Consider the following 25193-nt stretch of genomic DNA (forward strand, 5'->3'; position numbering starts at 1 on the left):
CGCAACTTACATCTTTAAATTGGTTTTACAGTAATCTAAGGCTGCCTTTAGATCTACTGGGTTGAAGGGGTCAAAAGTATTCCTACCGGCAATGGCTCTGAGCCAAGTCAGCTGACGTTTTCCGAGTTGTCTTGTTGCAGCCAACGCTTTATAGCGCATTTGCTCCGCATCAATTTCCCCATTCAGGAATTCCCAAGCCTGACGGTAGCCTACTGAGCGAATAGCAGGCAGATCCGCATGCAATGCAGAATTGCTGCGTAGTGTTTTAACTTCCTCCAAAAAGCCGGCAAGCAGCATTGCATCAAAACGCTTTTCTAAATTTTGGTGAAGTCGTTTGCGATCACTCGGTTCAAGCGATACCAATTTGATCCAATCCGGAATGGTTGATCCTTCTCTGCCATCTTCGCTGGGTGAGTCTGCTAGCAGTGTGGACATTGGCTTGCCAGTGATTTCAAATACCTCTAGGGCGCGCTGCACTCGTTGAGAGTCATTAGGCATTAAGCGTGCTGCAGTTTCTGGATCAACTAGAGCAAGTTTGGCGTGCATCGCAGGCCAACCCAATGTTTTACCTTCTTCATCTAAGCGGACTCGAATTTCTGGATTAGCGGTTGGTAATGAAGAGAGGCCATACGCCCAAGCTCTCCAATACAGCATAGTGCCACCTACTACGACGGGAATATTTCCGCGAGCACGAATTTCTTCACAGAGCCGTTTAGCATCTTTAGCAAATCGCGCCGCTGAATATACTTCGGTGGGCTCAAGGATATCGATGAGGTGATGAATTACAGCAGCTTGTTCTGCTGGAATTGGTTTTGCGCTCCCGATATCGAGACCGCGATACACCAAGGCCGAGTCCATGCTGATTAATTCAATGGTGATACCAATGGATTTAGCGTGCTCAGCTAATGACATAGCGAGATGGGTTTTGCCTGCACCAGTAGGCCCCACAATACAAAGTATTGGACTGGCTTTTGGCGACTGCATGGGCTGAATGTAGGGTTCAGTTTGCATACTTCATTATAAGAGCCTGTTAATATCCGCAACAAACTACATGTTAGAGAGCGACTAGATGGATACCCTTTTGCAAATTAGTGATTTATTGCTTCATATTGATAAACACCTAGACGTTGTCATTTCTCAATATGGTCCTTGGGCATATGGCTTGCTTTTTGCCATCATCTTTGCTGAAACGGGTTTAGTAGTGGCTCCATTTTTGCCTGGCGATTCTCTTTTGTTTATCGCGGGCGCCTATTGCGCTACAGAGCACTTCAATATTTGGACTTTAAGTACCGGACTATTGATTGCCGCAGTAGGGGGTAATACCGTAAATTATTTCATTGGTCGTTGGATTGGGAAGAAGATCTTTAGCAGTCAATCGCGTTGGATTGATCAGGGCGCCTTGCTTAAAACGCATGCCTTTTATGAAAAGCATGGTGGCAAAACCATTATTCTGGCGCGCTTTCTTCCTATCATCAGAACCTTTGCGCCATTCATTGCTGGTGTATCGGAGATGAACTTCACACGCTTTCAGTTATTTAATGTCACGGGTGCAGCACTGTGGGTCTTTGGATTAGTGATCGCCGGATATTTTTTTGGAAATATCCCTGTTATTCGTCAAAACTTAAATGTGATCGTACTGATAGGTATCGGTGCGGCAGCAGTGCCAGTAGTATTTGCTGCACTCTATAAATTATTTCAGCGCAAGAAAATCTAAGCTGAATTAATGCAGCTTAGTTTGACTTTCTAAAGTAGCGATATGCTCACGTATGTCGCTAGCATCTTCTGCTTCAGGAGATTCGCTGAGATAACGATGCATATCTTCCAAGGCGGGACGTAAATACTCTAGCTGTGCAAAGATGAGGCCACGATCTCGGATCTCCTCAATAGAGTCTGGCAGCAGAATCACCAAACGTTCCTGAATGCCTAGCAAGCGCTCCCAGCGTTCATGCTCTGAGTAAATCACCTTGAGGTTTCGCAGGAATCGAGACAAGATCTCACGGGCGCTTGAGGCCCTTAAGAAGACGTTTAGCGGGAGGCTGAGCTCACCACGATAGCCTTTGGCATCGAGATAGGGATCAAGCATCTCCTGCAGTTGATTCTTCGAGAGGGATTCTCCAGTCAAAGGATCCATGATCACTTCACCTTGTTGCAAGGAGATGCGCATCATGAAGTGATTCGGAAATGAAACCCCTCGAATTTTCAGACCAATCTGTTGGCCCAATTCCATCATCAGAATTGCTAGGGAGATAGGAATGCCTCTACGATTCTCAAGCACATAGTGCAAATAAGAATTTTCAGGGGCATAAAAATCATTTGGGTTGGGACCAAAACCCAGTTCGGTATAAAAAAAGTGCTTCAGAATTTGCAAGCGCTGAACTGGTGAAGTATCGGGTGTAATACGTGTTTTTAATTTATTGCCCAGCTCATCAAGATGATCGAGAACGCCTTGAACATCCAAATCTGGATAAGCATGCTGCGCTACAGCGATGGCAGCTTCCGTTAATGGGAAGTGTTCGTCCTCAGTGACCAGGGAAGTGAAGTAGTCAAGTTGTTGTGTTGGCATACATCCTATTTTGCATGACGCAGGAATTTTTGCCAGCGAATTCCAACTAAAGCTAGGGCACCAAAGTAAACAATGGCTGCGGCAGCCAACCATAAAGCAACTAGGCCAATGCGCAGCCAAGGTTGCGCTTGAAGGGCAATCCAATTGTGGGCGCCTGCGGCATAAAAAAGGACTGCCGAAAAGGGAATTAAAGCTACAAGAAGTTGCCCCAAATACTTGGCCCATGAAGCGCCTGGAAGAGCTCCTCGTTTGTGTAGGCCAAACCAGAGCAGGGCGGCATTGAGACAGGCGCCGGTGCCCACGGATAAGGCCAGACCAGCATGACCAAGCCAAGGAACGAATACTAGGTTTGCCAGCTGAGTGGCGACTAGAACCAATAGGCCAATTTTGACGGGGGTGCGAATGTCTTGGCGCGAGTAGAAGCCCGGTGCCAAAATCTTCACTAGGATTAATCCAATGAGACCCACTCCATAGGCAGCTAATGCGCGTTGCGTCATCAACACATCAAGCGCATTAAATTTTCCATAGTGATACAAGACTGCAGCTAATGGCTCACCAAAAATAAAGAGTGCAATTGCAGAAGGCGCTGCAAGCAAGAAAGTCAGTTGCAAGCCCCATACCAACAGTTCACCAGCATGTACTAAATCATTTTTTGCATTGGCCTTACTCAGGCTTGGTAGCAGAACGGTGCCGAGTGCAACCCCGAGTAGTGCCGTTGGGAATTCCATCAGGCGATCTGCATATGAAAGCCATGAGACGCTACCGGCTTGTAAGCGCGATGCGATATTGGTATTAATGATCAAAGAGATTTGCGCAACTGACACGGCAAATACAGCTGGCCCCATGAGTCTCAAGACGCGTCTTGCATCAGGATTGGTGATGGCTGCTTTGATGGCTCCAGGCAATAAACCAATCCGCGGCAAAAGACCGAGGCGAGAGAGTGCTGGAACCTGAATTACCAGTTGCAGAATGCCGCCCAAAAGAACACCAATGCTTAACGCATAAATCGGTTGCTCTAAGTGAGGCGCTAAAAGGATGGCACTACCAATCAAAGCGAGATTGAGCAAGACAGGCGTAAAGGCGGGAAGCGCAAAGCGATGGTAGGTATTCAAAATCCCTGCTGAGAGAGACACCATGGAAATCAGCCCGATATAAGGGAACATGATGCGGGTCATCACAACGCTGGCATCGTAGGCCGGCCCACCTTGAAAGCCTGTAGCAATCACCAAAATGAGCAAGGGCGCGCCAATAACCCCCAGTAGTACCGTTAGGAGCAAAGCCCAGAATAAGAGCGTGGCGACCGCATTAATGAGGATTTTGGCCTTGCTTTGATCCTCTTGGGTGGCAATTTCGCCCAAAATAGGGACAAATGCCTGGGAAAAGGCCCCCTCAGCGAAGAGTCGGCGAAGTAAATTGGGTAGCCTAAAAGCGACATTAAAGGCGTCAGTCCACTCTGAAGCCCCGAAACTACGGGCAATCAGGGTCTCCCGTAGCAGGCCCGTAATACGGGAAAGCATAGTGAGGGAGCTAACCTTGGCGGCGGCAGAAAGCAGATTCATGAGCCGATTTTCACCTATTTGTGGGTGGACTGGGCTTTTTTGCCCCTTTAAGGTAAAATCTTGGGTTTTGGCGAGCTTGCTTATGAATCTAGCAAGTCCGCGAGATTTTTAACTAATCGCATTTTGCAATTTATAGAGGCAAGGTTTAAAGATGGCCAATACAGCACAAGCGCGCAAGCGCGCACGCCAGGCAGTAAAACAGAACGAGCATAACTCCAGTTTGCGTTCTAAGCTCCGCACTTCCATTAAGGCAGTTCGTAAAGCAATCGAAACTGGTGACAAAGCTTCTGCAGCGAAAGTATTCGCAGCAACTCAAGCAACAATCGACAAGATTGCTGACAAGAAGATTGCTCATAAAAATACTGCAGCACGTCAAAAGTCACGTTTGTCTGCAGCTATCAAGGCGATGGCAGCGTAATTTAGCAAAAGTTTTAGGCTGGTCGAATCATCATTTCGACCTAAGCCCGCTCCTTATCAGAGCGGGTTTTTGTTTTTAAGGCTGAGCTGAGGGTCTTGGGTTGAACTCGCAGGCCTCTTCGATTGGTAGGTCGTTGTCTTTGGCAAAGTTCATGACAAAGTCTAGCGCCCGAGGATCGAGATCGCGCAGTCTAGTATCGATAACAACGCATTTCACTTTGGCAATAAGCACTGGTCTGACATAGGGCGAATAAGTGAAGCGAGGGTCTCCAGAATCTCCTGGAGGGCGAAAGGTAGCCATCACCCCGCAAAGACGCTCCGCCCAATCACTGGGCCGAAATGGTTTGCCAGAAGTGGTAATGCCTTGAATGAAAAGCTTTTTGTGGTTCAAGTTGGCGTAAAGAAGTTCGTAAGAATCAGTATTACTAAGCCCTCTAGCTTAACAGCCTGAGGTGGCCGTAAGATGGCTTTATGTTCTATTTTCGTGCAGTTGAATGGTTTAAGAAAAAAATGCAAGCCAAAACTTTAGTAGAAAGCTCAACTATGACATCTCTGGCAAAGCCTCAAGTGCCTGGTCAGGTAAAGCACTACCTGCAGTTTTCTGACCTCACTCGTGAGGAATATGAATACTTACTAAAAAGATCAGCCTGGCTCAAAGCCAAGTTCAAGAGTTATGAGACTTGGCATCCTTTGCATGACCGTACTTTGGCGATGATTTTTGAAAAGCATTCCACGCGCACTCGCCTGTCCTTTGAGGCGGGCATACATCAGCTTGGTGGTCATGCGGTATACCTGAACACTCGCGATACTCAATTAGGTCGTGGTGAGCCTGTAGAGGACGCAGCGCAGGTGATCTCACGCATGACTGACATCATCATGATTCGCACCTTTGGCCAAGAGATTATTGAGCGTTTTGCTGCGAACTCACGGGTCCCAGTCATCAATGGCCTAACAAATGAATACCATCCTTGTCAGGTCTTGGCCGATATCTTTACCTTTGTAGAGGCACGTGGTCCGATTCAAGGAAAAACAGTCGCCTGGGTTGGCGATGCCAACAATATGGCTTACACCTGGATTCAGGCGGCTGAGTGCTTAGATTTCCAATTGCGCTTCTCGGCGCCTGCAGGCTACCAATTAGATCCTGCGCGTTTGACGCAGAATGCAGCAAAACACTTAACAGTTTGTACTGATCCTAAGGATGCCTGCAAGGACGCAGATTTAGTCACAACCGATGTTTGGACCAGCATGGGCTATGAGGCTGAAAATACTTTGCGTATGAATGCTTTCCAAGACTGGATGGTTGATGAAGAGTTGATGGCAGTAGCAAAACCAGATGCTTTATTTATGCACTGCTTGCCAGCGCACCGTGGTGAAGAGGTTTCAGCGGGCGTGATTGATGGTCCACAAAGTATTGTGTGGGAAGAGGCGGAGAATCGCCTGCACGTTCAAAAAGCGCTGATGGAGTATTTGCTCTGTGGTCGCTTGGACAAATAAATAAAGAGTAATAAAGAAGTATTTAGTCATTTTTAAGTTAAATTTTTTTGATCGAATAAGAAATCATGTCTGATATTAAAAAAGCCGTACTAGCCTATTCAGGTGGACTCGATACCAGTGTGATCTTGAAGTGGCTTCAAGACACCTATGGTTGTGAAATCGTCACTTTTACTGCCGACCTGGGCCAAGGCGAAGAGCTTGAGCCTGCGCGTGCTAAGGCCCTGCAGTTTGGTATCAAGCCAGAGAATATTTTTATCGATGACTTGCGTGAAGAGTTTGTGCGCGATTTTGTATTCCCAATGTTCCGTGCCAACACTATTTATGAGGGCGAGTATTTATTGGGCACCTCAATTGCTCGCCCATTGATCGCTAAACGTCAAATTGAGATTGCTCGCTTAACTAGTGCTGACTCTGTATCTCACGGTGCTACTGGCAAAGGGAATGACCAGGTTCGCTTTGAATTGGGCTACTACGCTCTTGAGCCAGGAATTAAAGTGATTGCACCCTGGCGTGAGTGGGATCTCCTCTCCCGCGAGAAGTTAATGGCTTACGCTGAGAAGCATGGCATTCCAGTTGAGATGAAGCATAAGCAAGGCGGCTCCCCTTATTCAATGGACGCTAACTTGCTTCATATCAGCTATGAGGGCCGTCATCTTGAGAATCCAAATGCCGAGGCTGAAGAGTCAATGTGGCGCTGGACAGTTTCTCCTGAGAAGGCGCCAGATACCCCAGAGATCATTGAGATTGAATTTAAAGCTGGCGACCCTGTGGCAATTAATGGCAAAGCTTATAAGCCACATGAATTGTTAGCAGAGCTCAATCGTATTGGCGGCATGCATGGAATTGGTCGCCTTGACTTGGTTGAGAACCGCTTTGTTGGTATGAAGAGCCGGGGTTGCTATGAAACTCCTGGCGGCACCATTCTTTTGAAGGCCCATCGCGGAATCGAGAGTATTACTCTAGATCGCGAAGTAGCTCACTTAAAAGACGACCTCATGCCTCGCTACGCTAGCTTGATTTACAACGGCTTGTGGTGGTCTCCTGAGCGTCTCGCACTGCAAACATTAATTGATCATACTCAACAGATGGTGAATGGTGTTGTCCGTCTCAAGCTTTACAAAGGTTCTGTATCCGTGATTTCACGTGACTCAGCTAATACTTTGTTTGATCAAAATATTGCAACCTTTGATGATGATGGTGGTGCGTATAACCAAGCAGATGCTGGTGGCTTTATCAAGCTGAATGCATTGCGTATGCGTATTGCTGAAATTGCTAAGCGCAAGCGTGCTCAGAAATAATCCCAATTAGAACCAAACGAAATAGAAAGAACTCAGATGCAATTTGATCAAGTTTCAGTTGGCAAAAAAGCCAATGTATTTTTTGATGGCAAATGTGTTTCACACACAGTGACCTTGCCTAATGGCGTACGCAAGTCTGTTGGCGTGGTATTGCCAAGCACTCTGCGCTTTGACCTCAGCACTAAAGAAGTGATGGAAGTGGTTGATGGCAACGCATTTGTCAGCATCAACGGCGCTCCAGAGCAAGAGTTCAAGGCTGGTCAAAGCTGGGAAGTAGAAAAAGGTGGTTACTTTATTATTCGCGCTGAGCAACCAGTGCACTATGTCTGCCACTTTGAATAAGTACTACATCGCTTAAAGAGAACGCAGACCTCGGTCTGCGTTTTTTATGGTGACTTACTTGGGTAATCCAGTAATCACACTGCCCGGCACAATCACCCTGTCGGAGAACCACTGCTTATTCATTTCGAGGGCATAACGAACATTGGCTCTTGGGCAATGATTGTTGGTTGTCTCTGCTTGCATCTCTTCGATGTTCACAATCTTGCCATCGTCTGCGATGAATGCAATCGACAATGGAATCTTGGTATTGTTCATCCAGAAGCAATGACCAGCTTTTTGTTCAAAGATAAACAGCATTCCAGAATTTGTAGGCATGCTAGCGCGATTCATGAGGCCAACTTCTCTTGCTTTAGGGGTATCAGCAAGCTCTGCCTGAATGCGATAGATGCTGGTCTTGAGTTCAATAGTCGGTAAGCCTACGTTCACTTGCGCTAACGCCAGCGACGATCCGATAAAAAAGGTAGCTGCAATGAGCTTGCAGAAAAATTGAGTAGTTGTGTTCATCGCTTGTATTTTAAGTGAACCAATTTTTAGACGAAAAAAAACCCAGGAACGAATCCTGGGTTTTCCATAATGATCTAAGGACTATTAAGCCGCTTGGATATTGGTAGCTTGCTTGCCTTTAGGACCTTGGGTAATATCAAACGTTACCTTTTGGTTTTCCTTAAGGGTTTTGAACCCAGGCATAGTAATTGCGCTGAAATGCGCGAACAACTCTTCTTCACCATCATCAGGTTTGATAAAGCCAAAACCTTTTGCATCATTGAACCACTTAACAATTCCGGTCGCCATGCGAACTCCATTACATAAACTTAAAACAACCGTGATGAGGGTAAATACTTTTTAATCAGTCTCAATCCACAACACGCCTAAATAGAACCTCTTTTGAAGCCTACCCCCTGATTGTTTGCCCTTTTTGTAGGGGTGTCAAGGAGTTATATGCACTTACCCCCTATTAATGACCCCTTTTTTTATCGAAAAATGCCCCAATATGGTTTAAATGGGGCATTTTGCGTGTTTTTCGCAACAAGACCCTCCTTAAATAAGTTTGGATATCTGTGTTTAGAATGTTTCTCATGAGCCGCACTCCCAAAAATCCCACTACTGGCGTCCCCGCCAATCCCTACGTTGAAGACACCCTTTTGCTCGAAAAACAGGTCGAGCAAGTTAAGGCTCCTTCCATGTACAAAGTTTTGTTACTGAATGACGATTACACGCCGATGGAATTTGTAGTGATGGTCATTCAGGAGTATTTTAATAAGGACCACGAAACAGCAACGCGCATCATGTTGCAAGTTCATTTGGTTGGTAAAGGCGTTTGCGGAATATTTACCCGTGATGTTGCTGCCACCAAGGTGCATCAAGTTATTGAATTATCCCGTGAAGCGGGTCACCCACTACAGTGCACTATGGAGGAAGCATGATTGCCCAAGAACTAGAAGTAAGTCTGCACATGGCGTTTGTTGACGCACGGGCATCCCGACACGAATTCATTACCGTGGAACATTTGCTGGCCGCCTTGCTTGACAACGCTACCGCGGTAGAAGTACTCAAGGCATGCGCTGTCAATATCGCAGAGTTACGCGCTCAACTGAAAAACTTTATCAATGACAACACACCAGTAGTCCCTGGTAATGATGAAGTAGATACACAACCTACATTAGGATTTCAGCGAGTGATTCAACGTGCCATCATGCACGTGCAATCGACATCCAATGGCAAGAAAGAAGTGACTGGTGCAAATGTATTGGTTGCCATCTTTGGCGAGAAAGATTCTCATGCGGTGTACTTCTTGCAACAGCAAGGCGTTACTCGCTTAGATGTCGTGAACTTCATTAGCCATGGCGTTCGTAAAGACCAAACTGAGCATGTAAAGCCTGCTGACACTACGCAAGAGACAGAAGAGGCAGCCTCGTCAGGCAAAGAGAGCCCTCTGGATCAGTACACCCAGAACCTAAATGCCTTGGCTCGCCAGGGGAAGATTGACCCACTGATTGGTCGTGAGAGCGAAGTAGAGCGTGTGATTCAAGTGCTTTGCCGTCGCCGAAAGAACAATCCTTTGTTAGTTGGAGAAGCTGGTGTTGGTAAAACTGCCATTGCTGAAGGCTTAGCCTGGAGAATCGTTAAGGGAGATGTGCCCGACATTTTGGCTGACGCCACTGTGTATTCATTAGATATGGGTGCATTACTGGCTGGCACCAAATACCGTGGTGACTTCGAGCAACGTTTAAAGAGTGTTCTTAAGTCACTAAAAGATCACGCTCATGGCGTTTTATTTATTGATGAGATTCATACTCTGATTGGTGCAGGCGCTGCCTCGGGTGGCACTTTAGATGCAAGTAATTTATTAAAGCCAGCCCTGTCTAATGGGCAACTCAAATGTATCGGTGCAACCACCTTTACTGAATACCGTGGCATCTTCGAAAAAGACGCAGCCCTATCACGTCGCTTCCAAAAAGTAGATGTAGTGGAGCCAACCGTTGATCAGACTGTGCAAATTTTGCGCGGCCTGAAATCTCGCTTCGAGGAACACCACAGCGTGAAATATGCAGCTGGCGCTTTAGTGGCTGCAGCAGAACTTTCTGCCCGCTATATCAATGATCGTCACTTGCCTGATAAAGCAATTGATGTAATTGATGAGGCAGGTGCTGCTCAACGTATTTTGCCGAAGTCCAAGCAGAAGAAAACCATTGGTCGTCCCGAGATCGAAGAGATTGTTGCCAAGATTGCTCGTATCCCGCCCCAATCTGTCACTGTGGACGATCGTAGCAAGCTGCAAACCTTAGATCGCGATATTAAGAGCGTGGTTTTTGGTCAAGATCCTGCCATTGAGGCTTTGGCTAGCGCCATTAAGATGACTCGTGCCGGTCTTGGCAAGATTGATCGCCCAATTGGCTCATTCTTATTCTCAGGGCCGACAGGTGTTGGTAAGACTGAGGTTGCAAAACAGCTGGCTTATATCCTAGGTATTGAGCTTCTACGTTTTGATATGTCTGAGTACATGGAGCGTCATGCCGTTAGCCGTTTAATTGGCGCCCCTCCAGGTTATGTTGGCTTTGATCAAGGCGGTCTGCTTACTGAAGCCGTCAATAAGAAGCCGCATTGCGTCCTCTTGCTCGATGAGATTGAAAAAGCCCATCCAGATATTTTCAACATCCTCTTGCAGGTCATGGATCATGGTACTTTGACGGATAACAATGGTCGCAAAACTGACTTCCGTAACGTGATCATCATCATGACCACGAATGCTGGTGCTGAAGCGATGCAGAAATCCACCATGGGCTTTACCAATGTCCGTGAGACTGGTGATGAAATGGCTGATATTAAGAAATTCTTCACGCCTGAGTTCCGCAACCGTTTAGATGCTATCGTTTCCTTCAAGGCACTTGATGAAACCATCATCATGCGTGTGGTTGATAAGTTCTTGATGCAGCTAGAAGAGCAATTGCATGAGAAGAAGGTCGACGCTACCTTTAGCCCAGCATTACGTGCACACTTGGCTAAACATGGTTTCGACCCACTCATGGGCGCGAGACCAATGCAGCGGATTATTCAAGATACTGTACGCAAGGCCCTTGCTGATGAATTACTGTTTGGTAAGTTGGCTCAGGGCGGTCATGTAGATGTGGATATCGATGCAGATGGCAAAGTGCTGTTGAACTTTGATACCCCAAAATTACCAGGTAAGGCTGCTAAGGCTGATATAGCTCCTGCAGAAGAAATTTAATCCACACTAGATTTACTAATAAAGGGAAAACATGTCTCATCACGATAAATTGCTGGAAGCTTTTGAAACTTACAAAGCGGAGAACGAAAAGTTTCAAGGTAAAGGAATCAAAGCATCTGCAGCGCGTGCTCGCAAGGCCTTGCAAGAAATTGCTGGCTCATGCAAAGAGCGTCGCAAAGAAATCACTGCTGAAAAAGAATCTCGTGAAGGTGCTGGTGCTGGCATGTCGCAAGACGCTGCTCGTCATGCGCATATTCGTAAGTAAGGCGGAGTTTCTAAAAAGAAAAAGCCACCTACGGGTGGCTTTTTTATTGGCTATTGCTGAATTGATTATTAGCTACGACCTGTGCTGCCAAATCCACCAGCACCACGACTACTTTCAGTAAACTCTTCCACTACTTTGAGTTCAACCTGCTGTACTGGCATCACTACCAATTGAGCCAAACGCTCCATTGGCTCGAGTTTGAATGGGGTGGATCCACGATTCCAGGTGCTCACCATGAGTTGACCTTGGTAGTCCGAGTCAATTAGGCCAACTAAGTTGCCCAACACAATGCCGTGTTTGTGTCCCAGGCCTGAACGTGGCAGGATAAAGGCGGCATAGCGAGGATCTTCTACGTAAATGGCAAGCCCGGTTGGGACTAATACAGTTTGGCCCGGGGCAATCTCAATGGCTTCATCGATACAAGCGCGCAGATCTAGACCGGCACTTCCTGGTGTGCCATAACTAGGCAACTGATCGCGCATACGTTCATCGAGAATTTTGACTTGAAGAGCTTGCATGGAATGTCCTAAAACTGGAGGTGAAAATGAGAAAACTTTGAAGTTAAATTTTCTTGGCAACTAGCTGAATCAATTGGCGAGCCAAATGTAGTTTCTCAGCCTTGGCAAGTTTTTTGCTTCCACTAGCATCTATTACGAGTAATTGATTTAGATCGCTACCAAAGGTGTCGGGACCAATATTGCCAACAATCATCGGAATGCCTTTACGCTTTCTTTTTTCATCAGCATGATGCTCTAGATCAGTCGATTCAGCTGCAAAGCCTACGCAGTATGGGTAAGGTTTGCCACTTTTAGTTTTGACTGTTTTGGCAACATCAAGAAGAATGTCTGGGTTGGCTATAAATTCGATGCTTGGAGCTTCTTTGCCATTGCGCTTAATCTTTTCCTTCGCGGGCTTGGCAACACCCCAGTCCGCTACTGCAGCCACTGCAAAGAATAGATCACAATCCGCTGCCGCTAATGTCGCAACATGCATCTCTTGAGCGCTTACTACATTCGTGCGCGTAATATTACCGGTAGCTTCTAGTGGAGTAGAGTGATCACAAGGGCCTGCAATCAGATGAACCTCTGCACCAGCCTCTAGGGCTGCTCTCGCGATAGCAAAACCCATCTTGCCAGAGCTATGGTTAGTAATGCCTCGAACTGGATCAATTGCTTCAAATGTTGGGCCAGCAGTAATCAGTACTTTTTTCCCGAGTAGCGTTTTCTTCTGAAAAAAGGCAATGACTTGCTCTGTAATTTCAGCGGGTTCTAGCATGCGACCCATGCCGACTTCACCGCATGCCTGAAAACCGCTAGCGGGACCAAGTAATGTCACACCATCTTTTTCGAGTCGCTCAGCACTTCTTTGGGTGGCCGCATGTTCCCACATCTGCTTATTCATTGCTGGTGTGAGTAGGAGGGGGCAATCTCTTGCTAGGCAAAGTGTAGTCAATAAGTCATCTGCGAGGCCTAGAGAAAGCTTCGCCATGAGATCAGCGCTTGCAGGTGCGATCAGAATGACATCTGCCGAGCGAGACAGCTCAATGTGTGCCATGTTGTTTGGAATGGTGCTATCCCATTGACTCAAGTAAACCGGGTTGCCGGTGAGGGCTTGCATAGTTACAGGAGTTACAAATTGCTGAGCTGCTTCTGTCATCACTACCTGCACTGATGCACCTTCTTGCATCAAGAGGCGCGCGAGCTCTGGCGTCTTATAGGCGGCAATACCACCGGAGATACCAAGAACGATTTTCTTATTTAAAAGGGATTGCATGGCGCCAGCTTAATGGGATTGAGGGGATTTGCCAAATGACTTGTGCAATTCACCGAAAATGATTAGTACAGCCCCGATGCAAATAGCGCTATCGGCCACATTAAATGCTGGCCAATGCCAATGGGCATAGTGCACATCAATAAAGTCGACCACTGCGCCATACATCAGCCGATCCAATACATTGCCTATGGCTCCGCCAAGAATGAGGCTCAGGGCCACACAAAGCAGACGGTCTTTTTGATGTTTCCGTAAAACAATCACAATGTAAATACAGGCAGCTAAACCGAGAATAGTAAAAAACCAACGCTGCCAACCAGAACCTTGAGCCAGAAAAGAAAATGCTGCGCCTGGATTAAACAGTAGCAACCAATTGAGAAAGGGAAGTACCTGCTCTGGTATGCCCATCTGCAAGTGACTCAGTGCTATCCACTTGGTTGATTGGTCCAGCAGCAAAGTTACTGTGGCAATCGCTAGGCAGCGTAAAAAAGTTATGCTCATCAAGGTTTAATATTTAGGCAAACAAGCGATGGTCACCATCGCCAAATAGGTTGCTAATGCAGCGCCCGCAAAGTTCTGGATGATCCGTATTGGCACCAACATCTTGGGTGTGATGCCAGCAGCGCCCACACTTCTTGTATTGACTGCCGCGCACGAGAACTTCTAAGCCCGCATTGCTTAACTCAATATTAGCGCTTGAGGTGATCATGACAAAACGTAAGTCATCTTCCAGTGAATGCAAGATAGCAAAGTCGACATCGCCTAATTTAATTGTGAGCTCGGCTTGTAGGGATGAGCCAACATTGCCAGCTTCGCGTTCCACTTCAATTGCTTTCGTGACTTCTGAGCGAATCTCGCGAATACGATGCCACTTGGCAAGCAATTCATCAGCATTATTAATAGCAGGTAAAGCGCCAAACTCTTCCATGAAGATGGATTCAGAGGGCTTGCTACCTGAGCCATACGGTAATGATTGCCATGCTTCCTCGGCAGTGAAGGAGAGGAAGGGTGATAACCACTTCAAGAGATTCTTGGTGATGTGAAAGAGCGCATTCTGGGCGGCACGACGATCGGGTGAATTTGCTGCGCTGGTATAGAGGCGGTCCTTCAGGATGTCTAAATAGAAACCACCTAAATCTTCTGAGCAGAAATTGAGCATTCGAGTAACCGCTGGGTGGAATTCATAAGCCTTGTAATGCGCTTCGATGTCACCTTGTAATTGATTTGCGAGTGCCACTGCATAACGATCAATTTCGAGCCATTGCTCCGCAGGCATCGCATGTTCGATTGGATCAAAGTCAGAGAGGTTGGCTAGCAAGAAGCGCAAAGTATTACGAATACGACGATAGCTCTCAGTAACGCGCTTGAGAATCTCATCGGAGATGGTCATCTCACCAGAGTAGTCGGTTGAGGCGACCCAAAGGCGAATGATTTCAGCGCCGAGTTTGTCGGCGACCTGTTGTGGGGCGATGACATTTCCTACAGACTTGCTCATCTTGCGACCTTGGCCATCCACAGTAAATCCGTGGGTGAGCAATGCTTTGTATGGTGGCTTACCATCGAGCATGGCGCCAGTTAGCAAGGAAGAGTGGAACCAGCCACGATGTTGATCTGAGCCCTCAAGGTATAAATCAGCCAAGCGGCCATTAGGTGTTTCGGCGTCAGCAGTCAGCAATTCATTGCGGTGTGAGCCGCGAATCACATGCCAGTGCGTTGTGCCAGAGTCAAACCAAACATCTAGTGTGTCGCGATTTTTTTCGTACTGAGCGGCTTCATCACCAAGTAATTCAGAAACTTCGAGTTGTTGCCAGGCTTCTATACCGCCTTTTTCTACACGCTTAGCGACTTCTTCGAGTAACTCAACGGTGCGCGGATGTGGATCACCAGTTTCTTTGTGCACAAAGAAGGCCATCGGCACGCCCCACTGACGTTGACGAGACAAGGTCCAGTCAGGACGGTTGGCAATCATGCTGTGTAAGCGCTGCTTGCCCCAAGCAGGGAAGAATTCAGTGCCGTCAATACCTGCTAGAGCAGTCTCACGCAAGCTAGTTTTGCCATCAGCTGGCTTCTTATCCATGCTCGCAAACCACTGTGAAGTAGCGCGATAAATAATTGGGGACTTATGGCGCCAGCAATGCATGTATGAGTGGGTATAGGTCTTATCACGCAATAAGCTTCCCGCCTCACGCATAGCTTCTACAATCTTTGGATTGGCTTTCCAGATATATTCATTGGCAAAGAGTGGCAACCAAGAGGCATACACACCGTTGCCCATGACTGGATTGAGAATATCTTTGTCGGCTAATTGATTTGCTTTGCAGGACTTAAAGTCTTCCTCACCATAGGCGGGGGCAGAGTGAACGATGCCGGTACCTGTATCGAGTGTGACGTACTCAGCTGGATAAATTGGGGACAGGCGTTTATAGCCTTCATGCAATGGTGCTAGCGGATGCCAGAAAGAGATGTTTGCTAATTGAGCACCACTACAAGTTGCAATCACTTTACCTTCTAGGCCATAGTCTTGTAGACAAGTTTCCACACGATCCTTAGCCAGGATCAAAAGCTTGTCACCAACATCCACCAATGCATAAGTAACTTCTGGATGAACGTTCATTGCCTGGTTGGCAGGAATGGTCCACGGGGTCGTTGTCCAAATCACAATCTGACCGGGCTTGTTTGGCAGCTCAGAAAGTCCAAATGCTTTGGCAAGCTGTGGGCGCTGGGCCTCATCAAAGCCAAAGCCGACATCGACCGTTGGATCCGTTTTATCTTGGTACTCAACTTCAGCTTCAGCGAGCGCTGAGCCGCAATCAAAACACCAATTCACTGGTTTTAAGCCGCGGAACACATAGCCTTTTTCCCAGATCTTGCCTAAGGCGCGGATTTCATCGGCCTCATTGCGATAGTTCATGGTGAGGTAAGGATTATTCCAGTCGCCTAAGACACCTAAGCGTTCAAAGTCAATCTTTTGCTTGTCTACTTGGGCTTGGGCATATGCGCGGGCTTTGGCCTGTACTTCCGCAGTTGGCAGGTTCTTGCCAAATTGTTTTTCAATTTGAATCTCAATTGGCATCCCATGACAATCCCAACCTGGCACGTAAGCAGAATCAAAGCCCATGAGCCAGCGGGACTTCACAATCATGTCTTTCAGAATCTTGTTGACCGCGTGGCCAATATGAATGTCACCGTTTGCATAGGGAGGGCCATCATGCAAAATGAATTTTGGTTGATTGGCATGTGCCGCACGAATTTTTTCGTACAGCTTATTTTTCTGCCATTGAGCAACCCATTGTGGCTCACGCTTAGCTAGATCCCCTCGCATTGGAAATGAGGTATCAAGCAGATTGACGGGGTAAGAATTTTCTTTTTCAGACATACGCTTTTTTCTGGAAATAATTTCTGGCATGCTTTGCATCTGATGCAATCGCATTTGTTAGGGCATCAAGACCGTCATACTTGGCCTCGTCACGAATTTTTTCTAAGAGTTCAACGGTAATAATTTTTCCGTAAACATCTTGTTGATAGTCAAAGATATGGGTCTCAAGTAGTACCCGACCTTCGTCTTCTACTGTAGGTCTTACGCCTAGGCTGGCTACGGCTGGCAGGGGCTTATCACTTAAACCCAAAACCTGCGCAGTAAAGATGCCAGTAGTCGCTGGTTTGCGGTGATGCAAGTGATTGGCAACTGCTAAATTCAAAGTCGGAAAGCCAAGTGTGCGGCCGAGTTTCTGTCCATGAATAACGTGACCAGAAATGGCATAAGGACGCCCCAATAATTTTTCTGCATGCGTCATATCACCATTAGCAAGTGCAGTTCGCAATGCTGAGCTCGAGATGCGCTCACCATCTTCCAAGATGGTTTGAATACTAGATACCTCAAAGCCGTATTTTTCACCGGCCGCTTTAAGGCTTGCAAAATTACCAGCCCGTTTTGCACCATAGCAAAAATCATCGCCAATCAAAATCCATTTAGCATTCAGACGCTTAACAATAATCTCAGAAACAAACTCGTCGGGAGAGAGGCGCGCAAAAGCAGCATTGAAATGTTCGACTACTGCACGATCGATTCCCAGTTCAGATAGCGCCGCTAATTTGTCGCGCAGATTCAGAATACGAGGGGGTGCTTGCTCAGGAGAGAAAAATTCTTTGGGATGTGGTTCGAAGGTCATGACACAGCTCACCAGACCCCTTTCTTTGGCGCCATCCACGAGCTGTTTGAGTAGGGCGCGATGACCCCTGTGCACACCATCGAAATTACCGATGCTTAGGGCACAAGCTGGTCCTGCAGAAAACTGGGTCGGGCCACGGAATACGTTCACAAAATCGCTTTCAGGGTAGCCATCAATTATATTGTGGGCATGCTTTCTATCGTTACCTTAATCTCAGGCCGCGGATCAAATTTCGAGGCCATCGTTAAAACTGCTCAAAAAGAGCAATGGCCAGTCAAGTTTGCAGGGGTTATAGCCAATCACTCTGCAGCCAAGGGCCTTGATTTTGCTCGCTCGCAGGGTATTCCTGCCTTTGCTATTGAGCACAAGCAGCATGCTACGCGTGAATCCTTTGATGCCGCCCTCATTCAGAAAATCGATGAACTGGGGGCTGATTTGGTGGTCTTGGCGGGCTTTATGAGAATTCTGACCCCAGGCTTGATTCGCCATTTCGAGGGTCGATTGATCAATATTCACCCGGCTCTATTGCCGGCATTCCCCGGTTTGCATACCCATGAGCGGGCTTTAGAAGCTGGCGTCAAGGAGCATGGGGCGACAGTTCACTTTGTAAATGAGGGGGTAGATGAGGGTCCAATCATTTGCCAGGCCTCTGTGCCAGTGCTCGCTGGCGACAATGCGGATACTTTGGCGGCACGTGTTTTGACTGCCGAGCATCAGATTTATCCGCGGGCCGTAAAATGGTTCCTTGATGGACGATTGCGAATAGAAGGTAATCAAGTGAAGTTACAACCCCCAGAGTCGCAATTTTTTAAATTATGAGTGCAGAACGCCCACCCCGGAAATCTGGCAACAGATTAGCGCCACATAAAAGCTACGCAACCAAATCTAAAGATCCCTTGCGTCGCCCGGAGCGACGTAATGCTAGCGGCAATCTCATTGCACCCGAAGGTCAAAAGAATTTTTCTAATGCCAAAGCATTGCCTCAACATGCAATTCATTTAGAGCGTTTGCTTCCAGAATTGCTCAGCTTTGAGCAGCCAGCCGATCGCGTAGTGAGTCGTTATTTCCGTGCTGAACCTCAGCTCGGCAATCGTGATCGCGCACTCATTGCGGAGAGTGCATTTGCAATTCTGCGTCGTAAAAATGAGTTCTCTCAATTTGCGGTGAGCGGTGAAGGTTCCCAGTCTAGACGCTTAGCCCTATTGGGTTTGCTGTCCGCACTATCGGAAGGCGGGTTAGGTTCTGCGAACCGTGCAGAGAGCGCAATTGCGGACCTCGCTCACGTTCTCAAGGCTGGAGAATACGAATGGCTGCAACGATTTGCTACCGTTGACCCTACTGCTTTAAATCCTTTGGTTCGCAATAATTTGCCAGAATGGTTGTGGGATGCTTTTGGAAAATATCCTGGTGAAGAAACGCGTGAAGAGCTTGCGAAATCATTAATGCATCCAGCGCTTCTCGACTTGCGTGCAAACACCATGAAAACCAATCGCGAAGAATTGCTGGCGCAGATGAATGCATTGGGTGGTCGCTATCAAGCAATACCAACTCCCTATGCACCTGATGGTGTACGCATTATGGGTAAACCTGCCTTGCAGAATACCGCCGGTTTTAAGGCTGGCATGTTTGAAGTGCAAGATGAAGGCAGTCAGCTTTTGGCCTATTTGCTTGCCCCTAAACGTGGCGAGATGGTGGTTGACTTCTGTGCCGGTGCCGGAGGTAAGACTTTGGCAATTGGCGCCTTGATGCGCTCTACAGGCCGTCTTTATGCTTTTGATACATCAGAGCGTCGCTTGGCTAATTTAAAGCCAAGACAGGCCCGTAGCGGCCTCTCAAATGTTCATCCCGTTTGGATTGATAGTGAGAACGATGCCAAGATCAAGCGCTTGGCTGGCAAGATTGATCGAGTCCTAGTGGATGCCCCTTGCAGTGGCATGGGTACATTGCGCCGTAATCCTGATCTGAAGTGGCGTCAAACCCCAGCTGGGGTCTTGGAGCTAAATCAGAAGCAGATGAGTATCTTGGCCTCTGCTGCCCGCTTGCTTAAGTCTGGCGGACGTTTGGTTTATGCCACTTGCAGCCTTTTGCCTCAGGAAAACCAAGCAATTGCAGAGGATTTTCTGGCAAAACACCCTCAATTTGAGGCTGTTTCAGCTGCTGAGGTTCTTAAGCCATTGTTTCCAAAGGATAAATTGCCTTTAGGTTGTTCTACAGATAATCCTTGGTGGCAGTTGTGGCCCCATATTCACGGCACAGATGGCTTTTTTGGAGCTGTATTCCAGAAGAAGGCTGCCGACCCTGCCCCTGAAGCAGAAAAAGACGATCAAAAAGAGACTAAGGTCAAAAACAAGAAGACCCCTAAAGAACTAAAATAGAGCTTTAGACCTCTTTAGGGATTCCCTTTTGAACACAGTTTCAGGTTTTGATGTATTCCTCAATTGGCTTGCCAATGGATATTTAGATTGGTCTTGGTGGCAGATCACGCTGTTCACTTTGGCTGTAACGCACATTACGATTGCGGCAGTCACGATCTTCCTGCACCGTTGCCAGGCACATCGGGCTTTAGACCTCCATCCAATCGTTTCACACTTCTTCCGATTATGGCTTTGGCTCACTACCGGAATGGTGACCAAAGAATGGGCTTCGATTCACCGCAAGCATCACGCCAAATGTGAAACTGTAGACGACCCCCATAGCCCACAAATTTTGGGTATCGGCACCGTTCTCTCGCGCGGCGCAGAACTCTATAAAAATGAAGCTAAGAATCAAGAGACGATGGATAAGTTCGGTCACGGCACACCTGATGATTGGATCGAGCGCAATATTTATTCCAAGTTTTCTTGGCAGGGTGTCGCCATCATGCTCATCATCGACGTCTTTTTATTCGGCGGCATTGGCTTAACCGTATGGGCTGTCCAGATGTTATGGATCCCTATTACTGCTGCAGGCATTATTAATGGTATCGGTCACTTTTGGGGCTACCGCAACTTCGATTGCGAAGATGCGTCTAGGAATATTTTTCCCTTGGGTATTTTGATTGGTGGCGAAGAGCTTCATAATAATCACCATACTTTTGCAACGAGCGCTAAGCTGTCAAATAAGTGGTACGAGTTTGATATAGGTTGGTTCTACATTCGGATGATGAGTGCAGTCGGTCTGGCAAAAGTGAAGAAGACTCCACCTAAACCAGTGTTGAGCGATCTACGTCCTGCTGATCAGAATACGCTTGAAGCCATCATTGCTAACCGTTATGAAATCATGGCGCGCTATAGCAAGACATTGCGCAGCTTCTTTAGTAACGAAGTACAACATATGCAAGTTCTGGCGTCTCATTTGAGTGATGCTCGTACTTGGCTTTCCAAAGATGAGTCTCGCTTAAGCAAGGAAGAGAAAGCTAAGCTAGAAGAGTTGATGGCAAGTAATGCTCAGTTGCGCAAGATGATTGAGATGCGTCGTGACCTACAGGCAATCTGGGGTCGCTCTAGTGCAAGCAGAGAGCAGTTGGTGTCACAGTTGCATTCGTGGTGTCAGCGCGCAGAAGATAGTGGTCTCACAAGCTTGCGCGAATTTTCTTTAAGACTGCGTCGATACGCTTAAGTGGAATAAAAATTGAGGCAATAAAAAACCCGCTGATGAGCGGGTTTTTTATTTGTCGTGAAGTAGATTACTTCAGCTTTGTTTCTTTATAAGCAACGTGCTTGCGAATGGTTGGATCAAACTTCATGATCTCCATTTTCTCAGGCTTAGTACGCTTGTTTTTTGAAGTTGTGTAGAAGTGACCAGTACCTGCTGATGACTCTAACTTGATTTTTTCTCTACCGCCTTTAGCCATTTGTGCGCTCCTTAAATTTCGCCACGTGCACGCAGATCAGACAAAACAGCATCGATGCCATTCTTGTCGATAACGCGCAAACCAGCATTGGTTAAGCGCAAGCTAATCCAACGGTTTTCAGATTCAACCCAGAAACGACGATTTTGCAAATTCGGCAAAAAGCGACGCTTCGTTTTATTGTTTGCATGGGATACATTGTTGCCAACCATCGGCTTCTTCCCAGTGACTTGGCAAACTTTTGCCATGACATAACTCCATTAATTGCGAAAAAAGAAGATTGTATCAGTCAAAGCTGATTTTGGGCTAGTCCTTATTGGCTTTAGTAAGGGGGTTGGACCTGAAAAATCGGCCTACATGCAAGCTAAAGTGCTTCATTATTACTATAAGTTAGTAATTACTATCATTTATGTTCAATATTCATAAGGCCTGACTCAGCAAAAGAGAAAAATCCGCTATTACTCACAATGCAATGATCTAAAAGCGCAATATCCACCAGCTGAAGTGCTTTGGACAAGGTTTTAGTGAGCTCTTGATCTGCCGAACTGGGGAGTGGGTTCCCGCTGGGGTGATTGTGCGCCACGATCAGAGCGCTGGCGTTCCTCGCCAAGGCTTCTTTGAGGATTTCACGGGGATAGACAGCGGTTTGGGTAATGGAGCCCCTAAAAAGCTCCTGGCACTCAATGAGTTGCAGCTTTGAGTCTAAATAAAGGCATAAAAAGACCTCATGTGGAAGAGCCCCAATTTTGGTTTGAAGAAATTCCTTAACGTGGCTGGAAGAGGAAAAAATGCCGTTCTGAGAAAGTCCATCCTCTAGGCTGCGCTTTACTAGTTCATGAGCCGCCTGGATTTGAGACCACTTGGAGATGCCCATGCCATGGATGCGGGTAAATTCTTCTGGGCTACTAGCTAGTAGGCGTGGCAGGCCGCCAAAGTAGTGCAGTAAATCCTTGGCTAGGGTTACAGCGCTTTTCCCTTTAATGCCGACCCGCAAAAAGATGGCTAACAATTCTGCATCAGTCAGACAGCGGGCTCCATGGAGCCTGAGCTTTTCTCGAGGCTGCTCATTTTTGGGCCAATGAGGGATCGGAGAATCCACTACTGACGCAGGGCTAGATACAATCACCTTATGACTAAGCTTACCGTTTTGCCTAACTCCTATTTGACTCTCAACTATCGGCTGACTTTGCCGAATGGGGAGGATTACATCAATACTTTTGTTGATCGTCCTGCGACGGTTTTGATGGGTTCTGGACAATTTGCACCTTGCTTTGAAAAAGTGTTGTTGGGTTTGGGTGTTGGAGATAAAAAAAGTGCTTTGCTAGTTCCTGATGAAAGTTTTGGCGAACGCAAAGAAGATTTAGTGCAATGGGTTTCTTTGAAGGCGCTGAAAGAAGGTCGCGATGATGATGCGGAATTCAATCCTGGTGATGTCATTGAATTTAATGCGCCTGGTGGCGCTCAATACGCTGGTGTTTTGCAATCGATCAACGAAGAGGGTGCGTGGTTTGATTTCAATCACCCTCTTGCTGGAAGAGCAGTCACTTTTGAAGCGCAGATCGTGGCTATTCTCTAAAACATGAGCACAGTCGATCACCCTGAAATTTTGATGGCTCAGCCCCGCGGATTTTGTGCGGGTGTTGATCGTGCAATCAATATTGTTAACGAAGCCCTGACTCGTTTTGGGGCTCCTATTTATGTACGCCATGAAATTGTTCACAACGCTTATGTTGTTGATGAACTGCGTGGTAAAGGTGCAGTCTTCGTAGAGGAGTTGCATGAAGTGCCCAAGGGCGGCATTGTAGTTTTTAGTGCCCATGGCGTTTCGCAAGAGGTTCGCAAGGATGCTGAGCAGCGTGGCTTGCAGGTATATGACGCGACTTGTCCTTTGGTGACCAAAGTGCACCTTGAAGTTGTCAAGATGTGTAAAGATGGCTACACGGTGCTGATGATTGGTCATGCTGGACACCCCGAAGTTGAAGGTACGATGGGGCAGGTAAAAGAGGGTGTTTTCTTAATTGAAAAAGTGGCTGATGTTGCAACATTGCCATTTTCAAGTGAAGAGAAAATGGCTTTTGTGACGCAAACGACTTTGTCAGTTGATGAGACCAAAGAAATAGTTGAAGCGCTCACTAAAAAATTTCCTAGTATTGTTCAGCCTCGCAAACAAGATATTTGTTACGCCACTCAAAATCGCCAAGATGCTGTGAAATTTATGGCGCCTCAAGTAGAGGTAGTTATTGTGGTGGGAAGTTCATCAAGTTCAAACTCCAATCGTTTGCGTGAATTATCAGAAAAGTTGGGGGTACCGTCTTACATGGTCGATGCTCCCGAGCAGCTGAAGCCAGAATGGTTTGTGGGTAAAAAGCGTGTAGGCTTAACTGCCGGAGCCTCCGCCCCTGAAAGTTTGGCGCAGTCGATCGTCTCCCGCATTCAAGAGTTTGGGCCACGCAGTGTGCGTGCCTTACCAGGGGTAGTAGAGGATGTCACATTCTCATTGCCTAAAAATTTAGTCGATTGAAGTATTGATTCATAACAGAGGAGCTGTAGATGATTAAGTCAAAAGCATCAAAAGTGATTTTTATGAAAACTGCTATCGCCTTATCGGCGGCAGCACTGATTTTGGCTGGCTGTGGCAAGAGTGGTGATAAAGCTGCTGCAGTTCCCGCTGATGGTGTTGAGGTCAAGATTGGCCACGTAGCCCCATTAACTGGCCCTATTGCTCACTTGGGTAAAGATAATGAGAACGGTGCACGTTTGGCGCTTGAAGAAATTAATAAAGCAGGCTTGACGATCGATGGCAAAAAAGTAGTACTCACCTTGGTGCCAGAGGATGATGCAGAAGATCCAAAAACAGCAACGCAAGTTGCACAAAAATTAGTAGATGCAAAAGTGGTCGGTGTTGTGGGTCACTTAAATTCTGGAACTAGCATTCCTGCTTCAAAAATCTATAGCGATGCAGGCATTACTCAAATTTCTCCATCCTCCACTAATCCCGATTACACCAAGCAAGGATTTAAAACAACGTATCGTCTCGTTGCGACTGATGCCCAGCAAGGCCCAGCTTTAGGCAATTACGTTGCTAAAACCTTGAATGCCAAGACGGTAGCTATCGTTGACGACTCTTCTCAGTATGGCAAAGGTTTGGCTGATGAGTTTGAGAAAACAGTGAAAGCTTCCGGTGTGAAAGTAGTAACTCGTGAAGCAAGTAACAATAAGGCAACTGACTTTAAGGCAATTTTGACCAAGATTAAAGGTAGCAAGCCTGATGTCATCATGTATGGTGGCATGGATGCTACCGGTGGCCCTTTAGTGAAGCAAGCAGCTGAGCTGGGTATTAAAGCCAAGATTGTTGGTGGCGATGGCATGTGTACTGAGAAGCTCGCTGAGTTAGCTGGTGATGCAGTAGTGAATGTCACATGCTCTGAAGCTGGTAAAGCACTTTCTAAGATGCCTCAAGGCGCTGAATTCCAGAAGCGTTATAAAGAGCGCTTTAACTCTGATGTACAAATCTACGCTCCGTTTACTTACGACGCTGTATATGTATTGGTAGATGCAATGAAGCGCGCCAACTCAACTGATCCAGCTAAGATCTTATTAGTCATGCCGGACACCAAGATGAATGGCTTAGTCGGTAACATCGCCTTCGATAGCAAAGGTGATATGAAGGAGGGGGTCATTACCCTCTATGACTTCAAAGACAAAAAGAAAACAGTTCTTGACGTCATCAATATGTAGGATTCATTAAAAGGGCGCCGCA

The 25193-nt window shown here is 46.9% G+C and carries 28 protein-coding genes; 14 read left to right on the top strand and 14 right to left on the bottom strand.

Annotation, left to right across the window (positions count from 1 at the left end):
• Positions 1 to 6 precede the first annotated feature (6 nt).
• Positions 7 to 1011 (bottom strand): tRNA (adenosine(37)-N6)-dimethylallyltransferase MiaA, encoded by a 1005-nt coding sequence (gene miaA / locus A9236_RS01640; RefSeq protein WP_083393527.1) that lies wholly within the window; start codon positions 1009 to 1011, stop codon positions 7 to 9.
• Positions 1012 to 1069: 58 nt separating this feature from the next.
• Here miaA and A9236_RS01645 point away from each other — a divergent pair, with 58 nt between their 5' ends.
• Entirely contained in the window at positions 1070 to 1714 is a 645-nt protein-coding gene (locus A9236_RS01645) for a VTT domain-containing protein (protein WP_071466057.1), read from the top strand.
• Positions 1715 to 1720: 6 nt separating this feature from the next.
• On the opposite strand, the gene A9236_RS01650 is transcribed toward A9236_RS01645, so the two are convergent.
• The gene (locus A9236_RS01650) at positions 1721 to 2563 is read right to left on the bottom strand and encodes a SirB1 family protein (RefSeq protein ID WP_071466056.1); all 843 of its coding nucleotides are present in this window, start codon (positions 2561 to 2563) and stop codon (positions 1721 to 1723) included.
• A gap of 5 nt (positions 2564 to 2568) precedes the next feature.
• A complete protein-coding gene (murJ, locus tag A9236_RS01655; protein WP_071466055.1) occupies positions 2569 to 4122 on the bottom strand; it encodes a murein biosynthesis integral membrane protein MurJ in 1554 nt (517 codons plus the stop codon).
• A gap of 151 nt (positions 4123 to 4273) precedes the next feature.
• Between murJ and rpsT the strand changes: the two genes are divergently transcribed.
• Positions 4274 to 4540: a 30S ribosomal protein S20 gene (gene rpsT, locus A9236_RS01660; RefSeq protein ID WP_071466054.1), complete on the top strand. Its 267-nt coding sequence runs from the start codon at positions 4274 to 4276 to the stop codon at positions 4538 to 4540.
• 75 nt (positions 4541 to 4615) lie between these two features.
• On the opposite strand, the gene A9236_RS01665 is transcribed toward rpsT, so the two are convergent.
• Complete coding sequence (locus A9236_RS01665; protein ID WP_071466053.1) at positions 4616 to 4930, bottom strand: DUF3579 domain-containing protein; 315 nt, start codon at positions 4928 to 4930, stop codon at positions 4616 to 4618.
• A 152-nt stretch (positions 4931 to 5082) separates the two neighbouring features.
• On the opposite strand from A9236_RS01665, the gene argF reads away from it, so the two are divergent.
• The 3 genes from argF to A9236_RS01680 all read left to right on the top strand — a co-directional run bounded on the left by argF (position 5083) and on the right by A9236_RS01680 (position 7673).
• Complete coding sequence (gene argF, locus A9236_RS01670; protein ID WP_201721701.1) at positions 5083 to 6033, top strand: ornithine carbamoyltransferase; 951 nt, start codon at positions 5083 to 5085, stop codon at positions 6031 to 6033.
• A gap of 65 nt (positions 6034 to 6098) precedes the next feature.
• Positions 6099 to 7331, top strand: coding sequence for an argininosuccinate synthase (locus A9236_RS01675; protein ID WP_071466052.1), 1233 nt, complete (start codon positions 6099 to 6101; stop codon positions 7329 to 7331).
• 36 nt (positions 7332 to 7367) lie between these two features.
• A complete protein-coding gene (locus A9236_RS01680) occupies positions 7368 to 7673 on the top strand; it encodes a pyrimidine/purine nucleoside phosphorylase (RefSeq protein ID WP_071466051.1) in 306 nt (101 codons plus the stop codon).
• A 54-nt stretch (positions 7674 to 7727) separates the two neighbouring features.
• Here A9236_RS01680 and A9236_RS01685 read toward each other — a convergent pair whose 3' ends face one another.
• Together A9236_RS01685 and A9236_RS01690 are read right to left on the bottom strand one after the other, a co-directional pair.
• On the bottom strand, positions 7728 to 8177 hold the full coding sequence (locus A9236_RS01685; protein ID WP_071466050.1) for a DUF192 domain-containing protein: 450 nt from the start codon (positions 8175 to 8177) through the stop codon (positions 7728 to 7730).
• 84 nt (positions 8178 to 8261) lie between these two features.
• Positions 8262 to 8465 (bottom strand): cold-shock protein, encoded by a 204-nt coding sequence (locus tag A9236_RS01690; protein WP_011903586.1) that lies wholly within the window; start codon positions 8463 to 8465, stop codon positions 8262 to 8264.
• 275 nt (positions 8466 to 8740) lie between these two features.
• Here A9236_RS01690 and clpS point away from each other — a divergent pair, with 275 nt between their 5' ends.
• Genes clpS through A9236_RS01705 form a run of 3 tightly spaced genes read left to right on the top strand, consistent with a single transcriptional unit; the run spans position 8741 to position 11665 of the window.
• Complete coding sequence (clpS, locus tag A9236_RS01695; protein ID WP_068949325.1) at positions 8741 to 9097, top strand: ATP-dependent Clp protease adapter ClpS; 357 nt, start codon at positions 8741 to 8743, stop codon at positions 9095 to 9097.
• Complete coding sequence (gene clpA, locus A9236_RS01700) at positions 9094 to 11400, top strand: ATP-dependent Clp protease ATP-binding subunit ClpA (RefSeq protein ID WP_071466049.1); 2307 nt, start codon at positions 9094 to 9096, stop codon at positions 11398 to 11400. Before clpS ends, clpA begins: the two co-directional genes overlap by 4 nt.
• Positions 11401 to 11431: 31 nt before the next feature.
• The gene (locus A9236_RS01705) at positions 11432 to 11665 is read left to right on the top strand and encodes a hypothetical protein (protein WP_071466048.1); all 234 of its coding nucleotides are present in this window, start codon (positions 11432 to 11434) and stop codon (positions 11663 to 11665) included.
• A gap of 68 nt (positions 11666 to 11733) precedes the next feature.
• On the opposite strand, the gene dut is transcribed toward A9236_RS01705, so the two are convergent.
• Genes dut through A9236_RS01730 form a run of 5 tightly spaced genes read right to left on the bottom strand, consistent with a single transcriptional unit; the run spans position 11734 to position 17754 of the window.
• Entirely contained in the window at positions 11734 to 12183 is a 450-nt protein-coding gene (dut, locus tag A9236_RS01710; protein WP_071466047.1) for a dUTP diphosphatase, read from the bottom strand.
• Between the two features lie 43 nt (positions 12184 to 12226).
• On the bottom strand, positions 12227 to 13438 hold the full coding sequence (gene coaBC, locus A9236_RS01715; RefSeq protein ID WP_071466046.1) for a bifunctional phosphopantothenoylcysteine decarboxylase/phosphopantothenate--cysteine ligase CoaBC: 1212 nt from the start codon (positions 13436 to 13438) through the stop codon (positions 12227 to 12229).
• A 9-nt stretch (positions 13439 to 13447) separates the two neighbouring features.
• A complete protein-coding gene (gene lspA, locus A9236_RS01720; RefSeq protein ID WP_071466045.1) occupies positions 13448 to 13936 on the bottom strand; it encodes a signal peptidase II in 489 nt (162 codons plus the stop codon).
• 13 nt (positions 13937 to 13949) lie between these two features.
• Positions 13950 to 16829, bottom strand: coding sequence for an isoleucine--tRNA ligase (ileS, locus tag A9236_RS01725; RefSeq protein WP_369821186.1), 2880 nt, complete (start codon positions 16827 to 16829; stop codon positions 13950 to 13952).
• Positions 16804 to 17754 (bottom strand): bifunctional riboflavin kinase/FAD synthetase, encoded by a 951-nt coding sequence (locus A9236_RS01730; RefSeq protein WP_071466043.1) that lies wholly within the window; start codon positions 17752 to 17754, stop codon positions 16804 to 16806. Before A9236_RS01730 ends, ileS begins: the two co-directional genes overlap by 26 nt.
• A gap of 39 nt (positions 17755 to 17793) precedes the next feature.
• On the opposite strand from A9236_RS01730, the gene purN reads away from it, so the two are divergent.
• From purN to A9236_RS01745, 3 genes are read left to right on the top strand one after another with little or no spacing between them, the layout of a single operon-like run.
• The gene (gene purN, locus A9236_RS01735; protein WP_071466042.1) at positions 17794 to 18423 is read left to right on the top strand and encodes a phosphoribosylglycinamide formyltransferase; all 630 of its coding nucleotides are present in this window, start codon (positions 17794 to 17796) and stop codon (positions 18421 to 18423) included.
• Positions 18420 to 19979: an RsmB/NOP family class I SAM-dependent RNA methyltransferase gene (locus A9236_RS01740; RefSeq protein ID WP_071466041.1), complete on the top strand. Its 1560-nt coding sequence runs from the start codon at positions 18420 to 18422 to the stop codon at positions 19977 to 19979. The genes purN and A9236_RS01740 overlap by 4 nt, the downstream gene beginning before the upstream one ends.
• 28 nt (positions 19980 to 20007) lie before the next feature.
• A complete protein-coding gene (locus A9236_RS01745; RefSeq protein ID WP_071466040.1) occupies positions 20008 to 21201 on the top strand; it encodes an acyl-CoA desaturase in 1194 nt (397 codons plus the stop codon).
• A 67-nt stretch (positions 21202 to 21268) separates the two neighbouring features.
• Here A9236_RS01745 and rpmG read toward each other — a convergent pair whose 3' ends face one another.
• The 3 genes from rpmG to radC all read right to left on the bottom strand — a co-directional run bounded on the left by rpmG (position 21269) and on the right by radC (position 22559).
• On the bottom strand, positions 21269 to 21436 hold the full coding sequence (gene rpmG / locus A9236_RS01750) for a 50S ribosomal protein L33 (protein WP_015421876.1): 168 nt from the start codon (positions 21434 to 21436) through the stop codon (positions 21269 to 21271).
• Between the two features lie 11 nt (positions 21437 to 21447).
• On the bottom strand, positions 21448 to 21681 hold the full coding sequence (gene rpmB / locus A9236_RS01755) for a 50S ribosomal protein L28 (RefSeq protein ID WP_011903570.1): 234 nt from the start codon (positions 21679 to 21681) through the stop codon (positions 21448 to 21450).
• A gap of 155 nt (positions 21682 to 21836) precedes the next feature.
• Positions 21837 to 22559 carry a DNA repair protein RadC gene (gene radC / locus A9236_RS01760; RefSeq protein ID WP_083393526.1) on the bottom strand — a complete coding sequence of 241 codons (723 nt, stop codon included), beginning with the start codon at positions 22557 to 22559 and terminating at the stop codon, positions 21837 to 21839.
• Between the two features lie 3 nt (positions 22560 to 22562).
• Here radC and A9236_RS01765 point away from each other — a divergent pair, with 3 nt between their 5' ends.
• The 3 genes from A9236_RS01765 (at position 22563) to A9236_RS01775 (ending at position 25171) form a co-directional block, all read left to right on the top strand.
• On the top strand, positions 22563 to 23009 hold the full coding sequence (locus tag A9236_RS01765; RefSeq protein ID WP_071466039.1) for a peptidylprolyl isomerase: 447 nt from the start codon (positions 22563 to 22565) through the stop codon (positions 23007 to 23009).
• Between the two features lie 3 nt (positions 23010 to 23012).
• Positions 23013 to 23954 (top strand): 4-hydroxy-3-methylbut-2-enyl diphosphate reductase, encoded by a 942-nt coding sequence (gene ispH / locus A9236_RS01770; protein ID WP_071466038.1) that lies wholly within the window; start codon positions 23013 to 23015, stop codon positions 23952 to 23954.
• Between the two features lie 62 nt (positions 23955 to 24016).
• Positions 24017 to 25171 (top strand): branched-chain amino acid ABC transporter substrate-binding protein, encoded by a 1155-nt coding sequence (locus A9236_RS01775; RefSeq protein WP_369821185.1) that lies wholly within the window; start codon positions 24017 to 24019, stop codon positions 25169 to 25171.
• Positions 25172 to 25193 lie beyond the last annotated feature (22 nt).

This window comes from Polynucleobacter sp. QLW-P1DATA-2 (genome assembly GCF_001870365.1).
Lineage (GTDB): Bacteria > Pseudomonadota > Gammaproteobacteria > Burkholderiales > Burkholderiaceae > Polynucleobacter.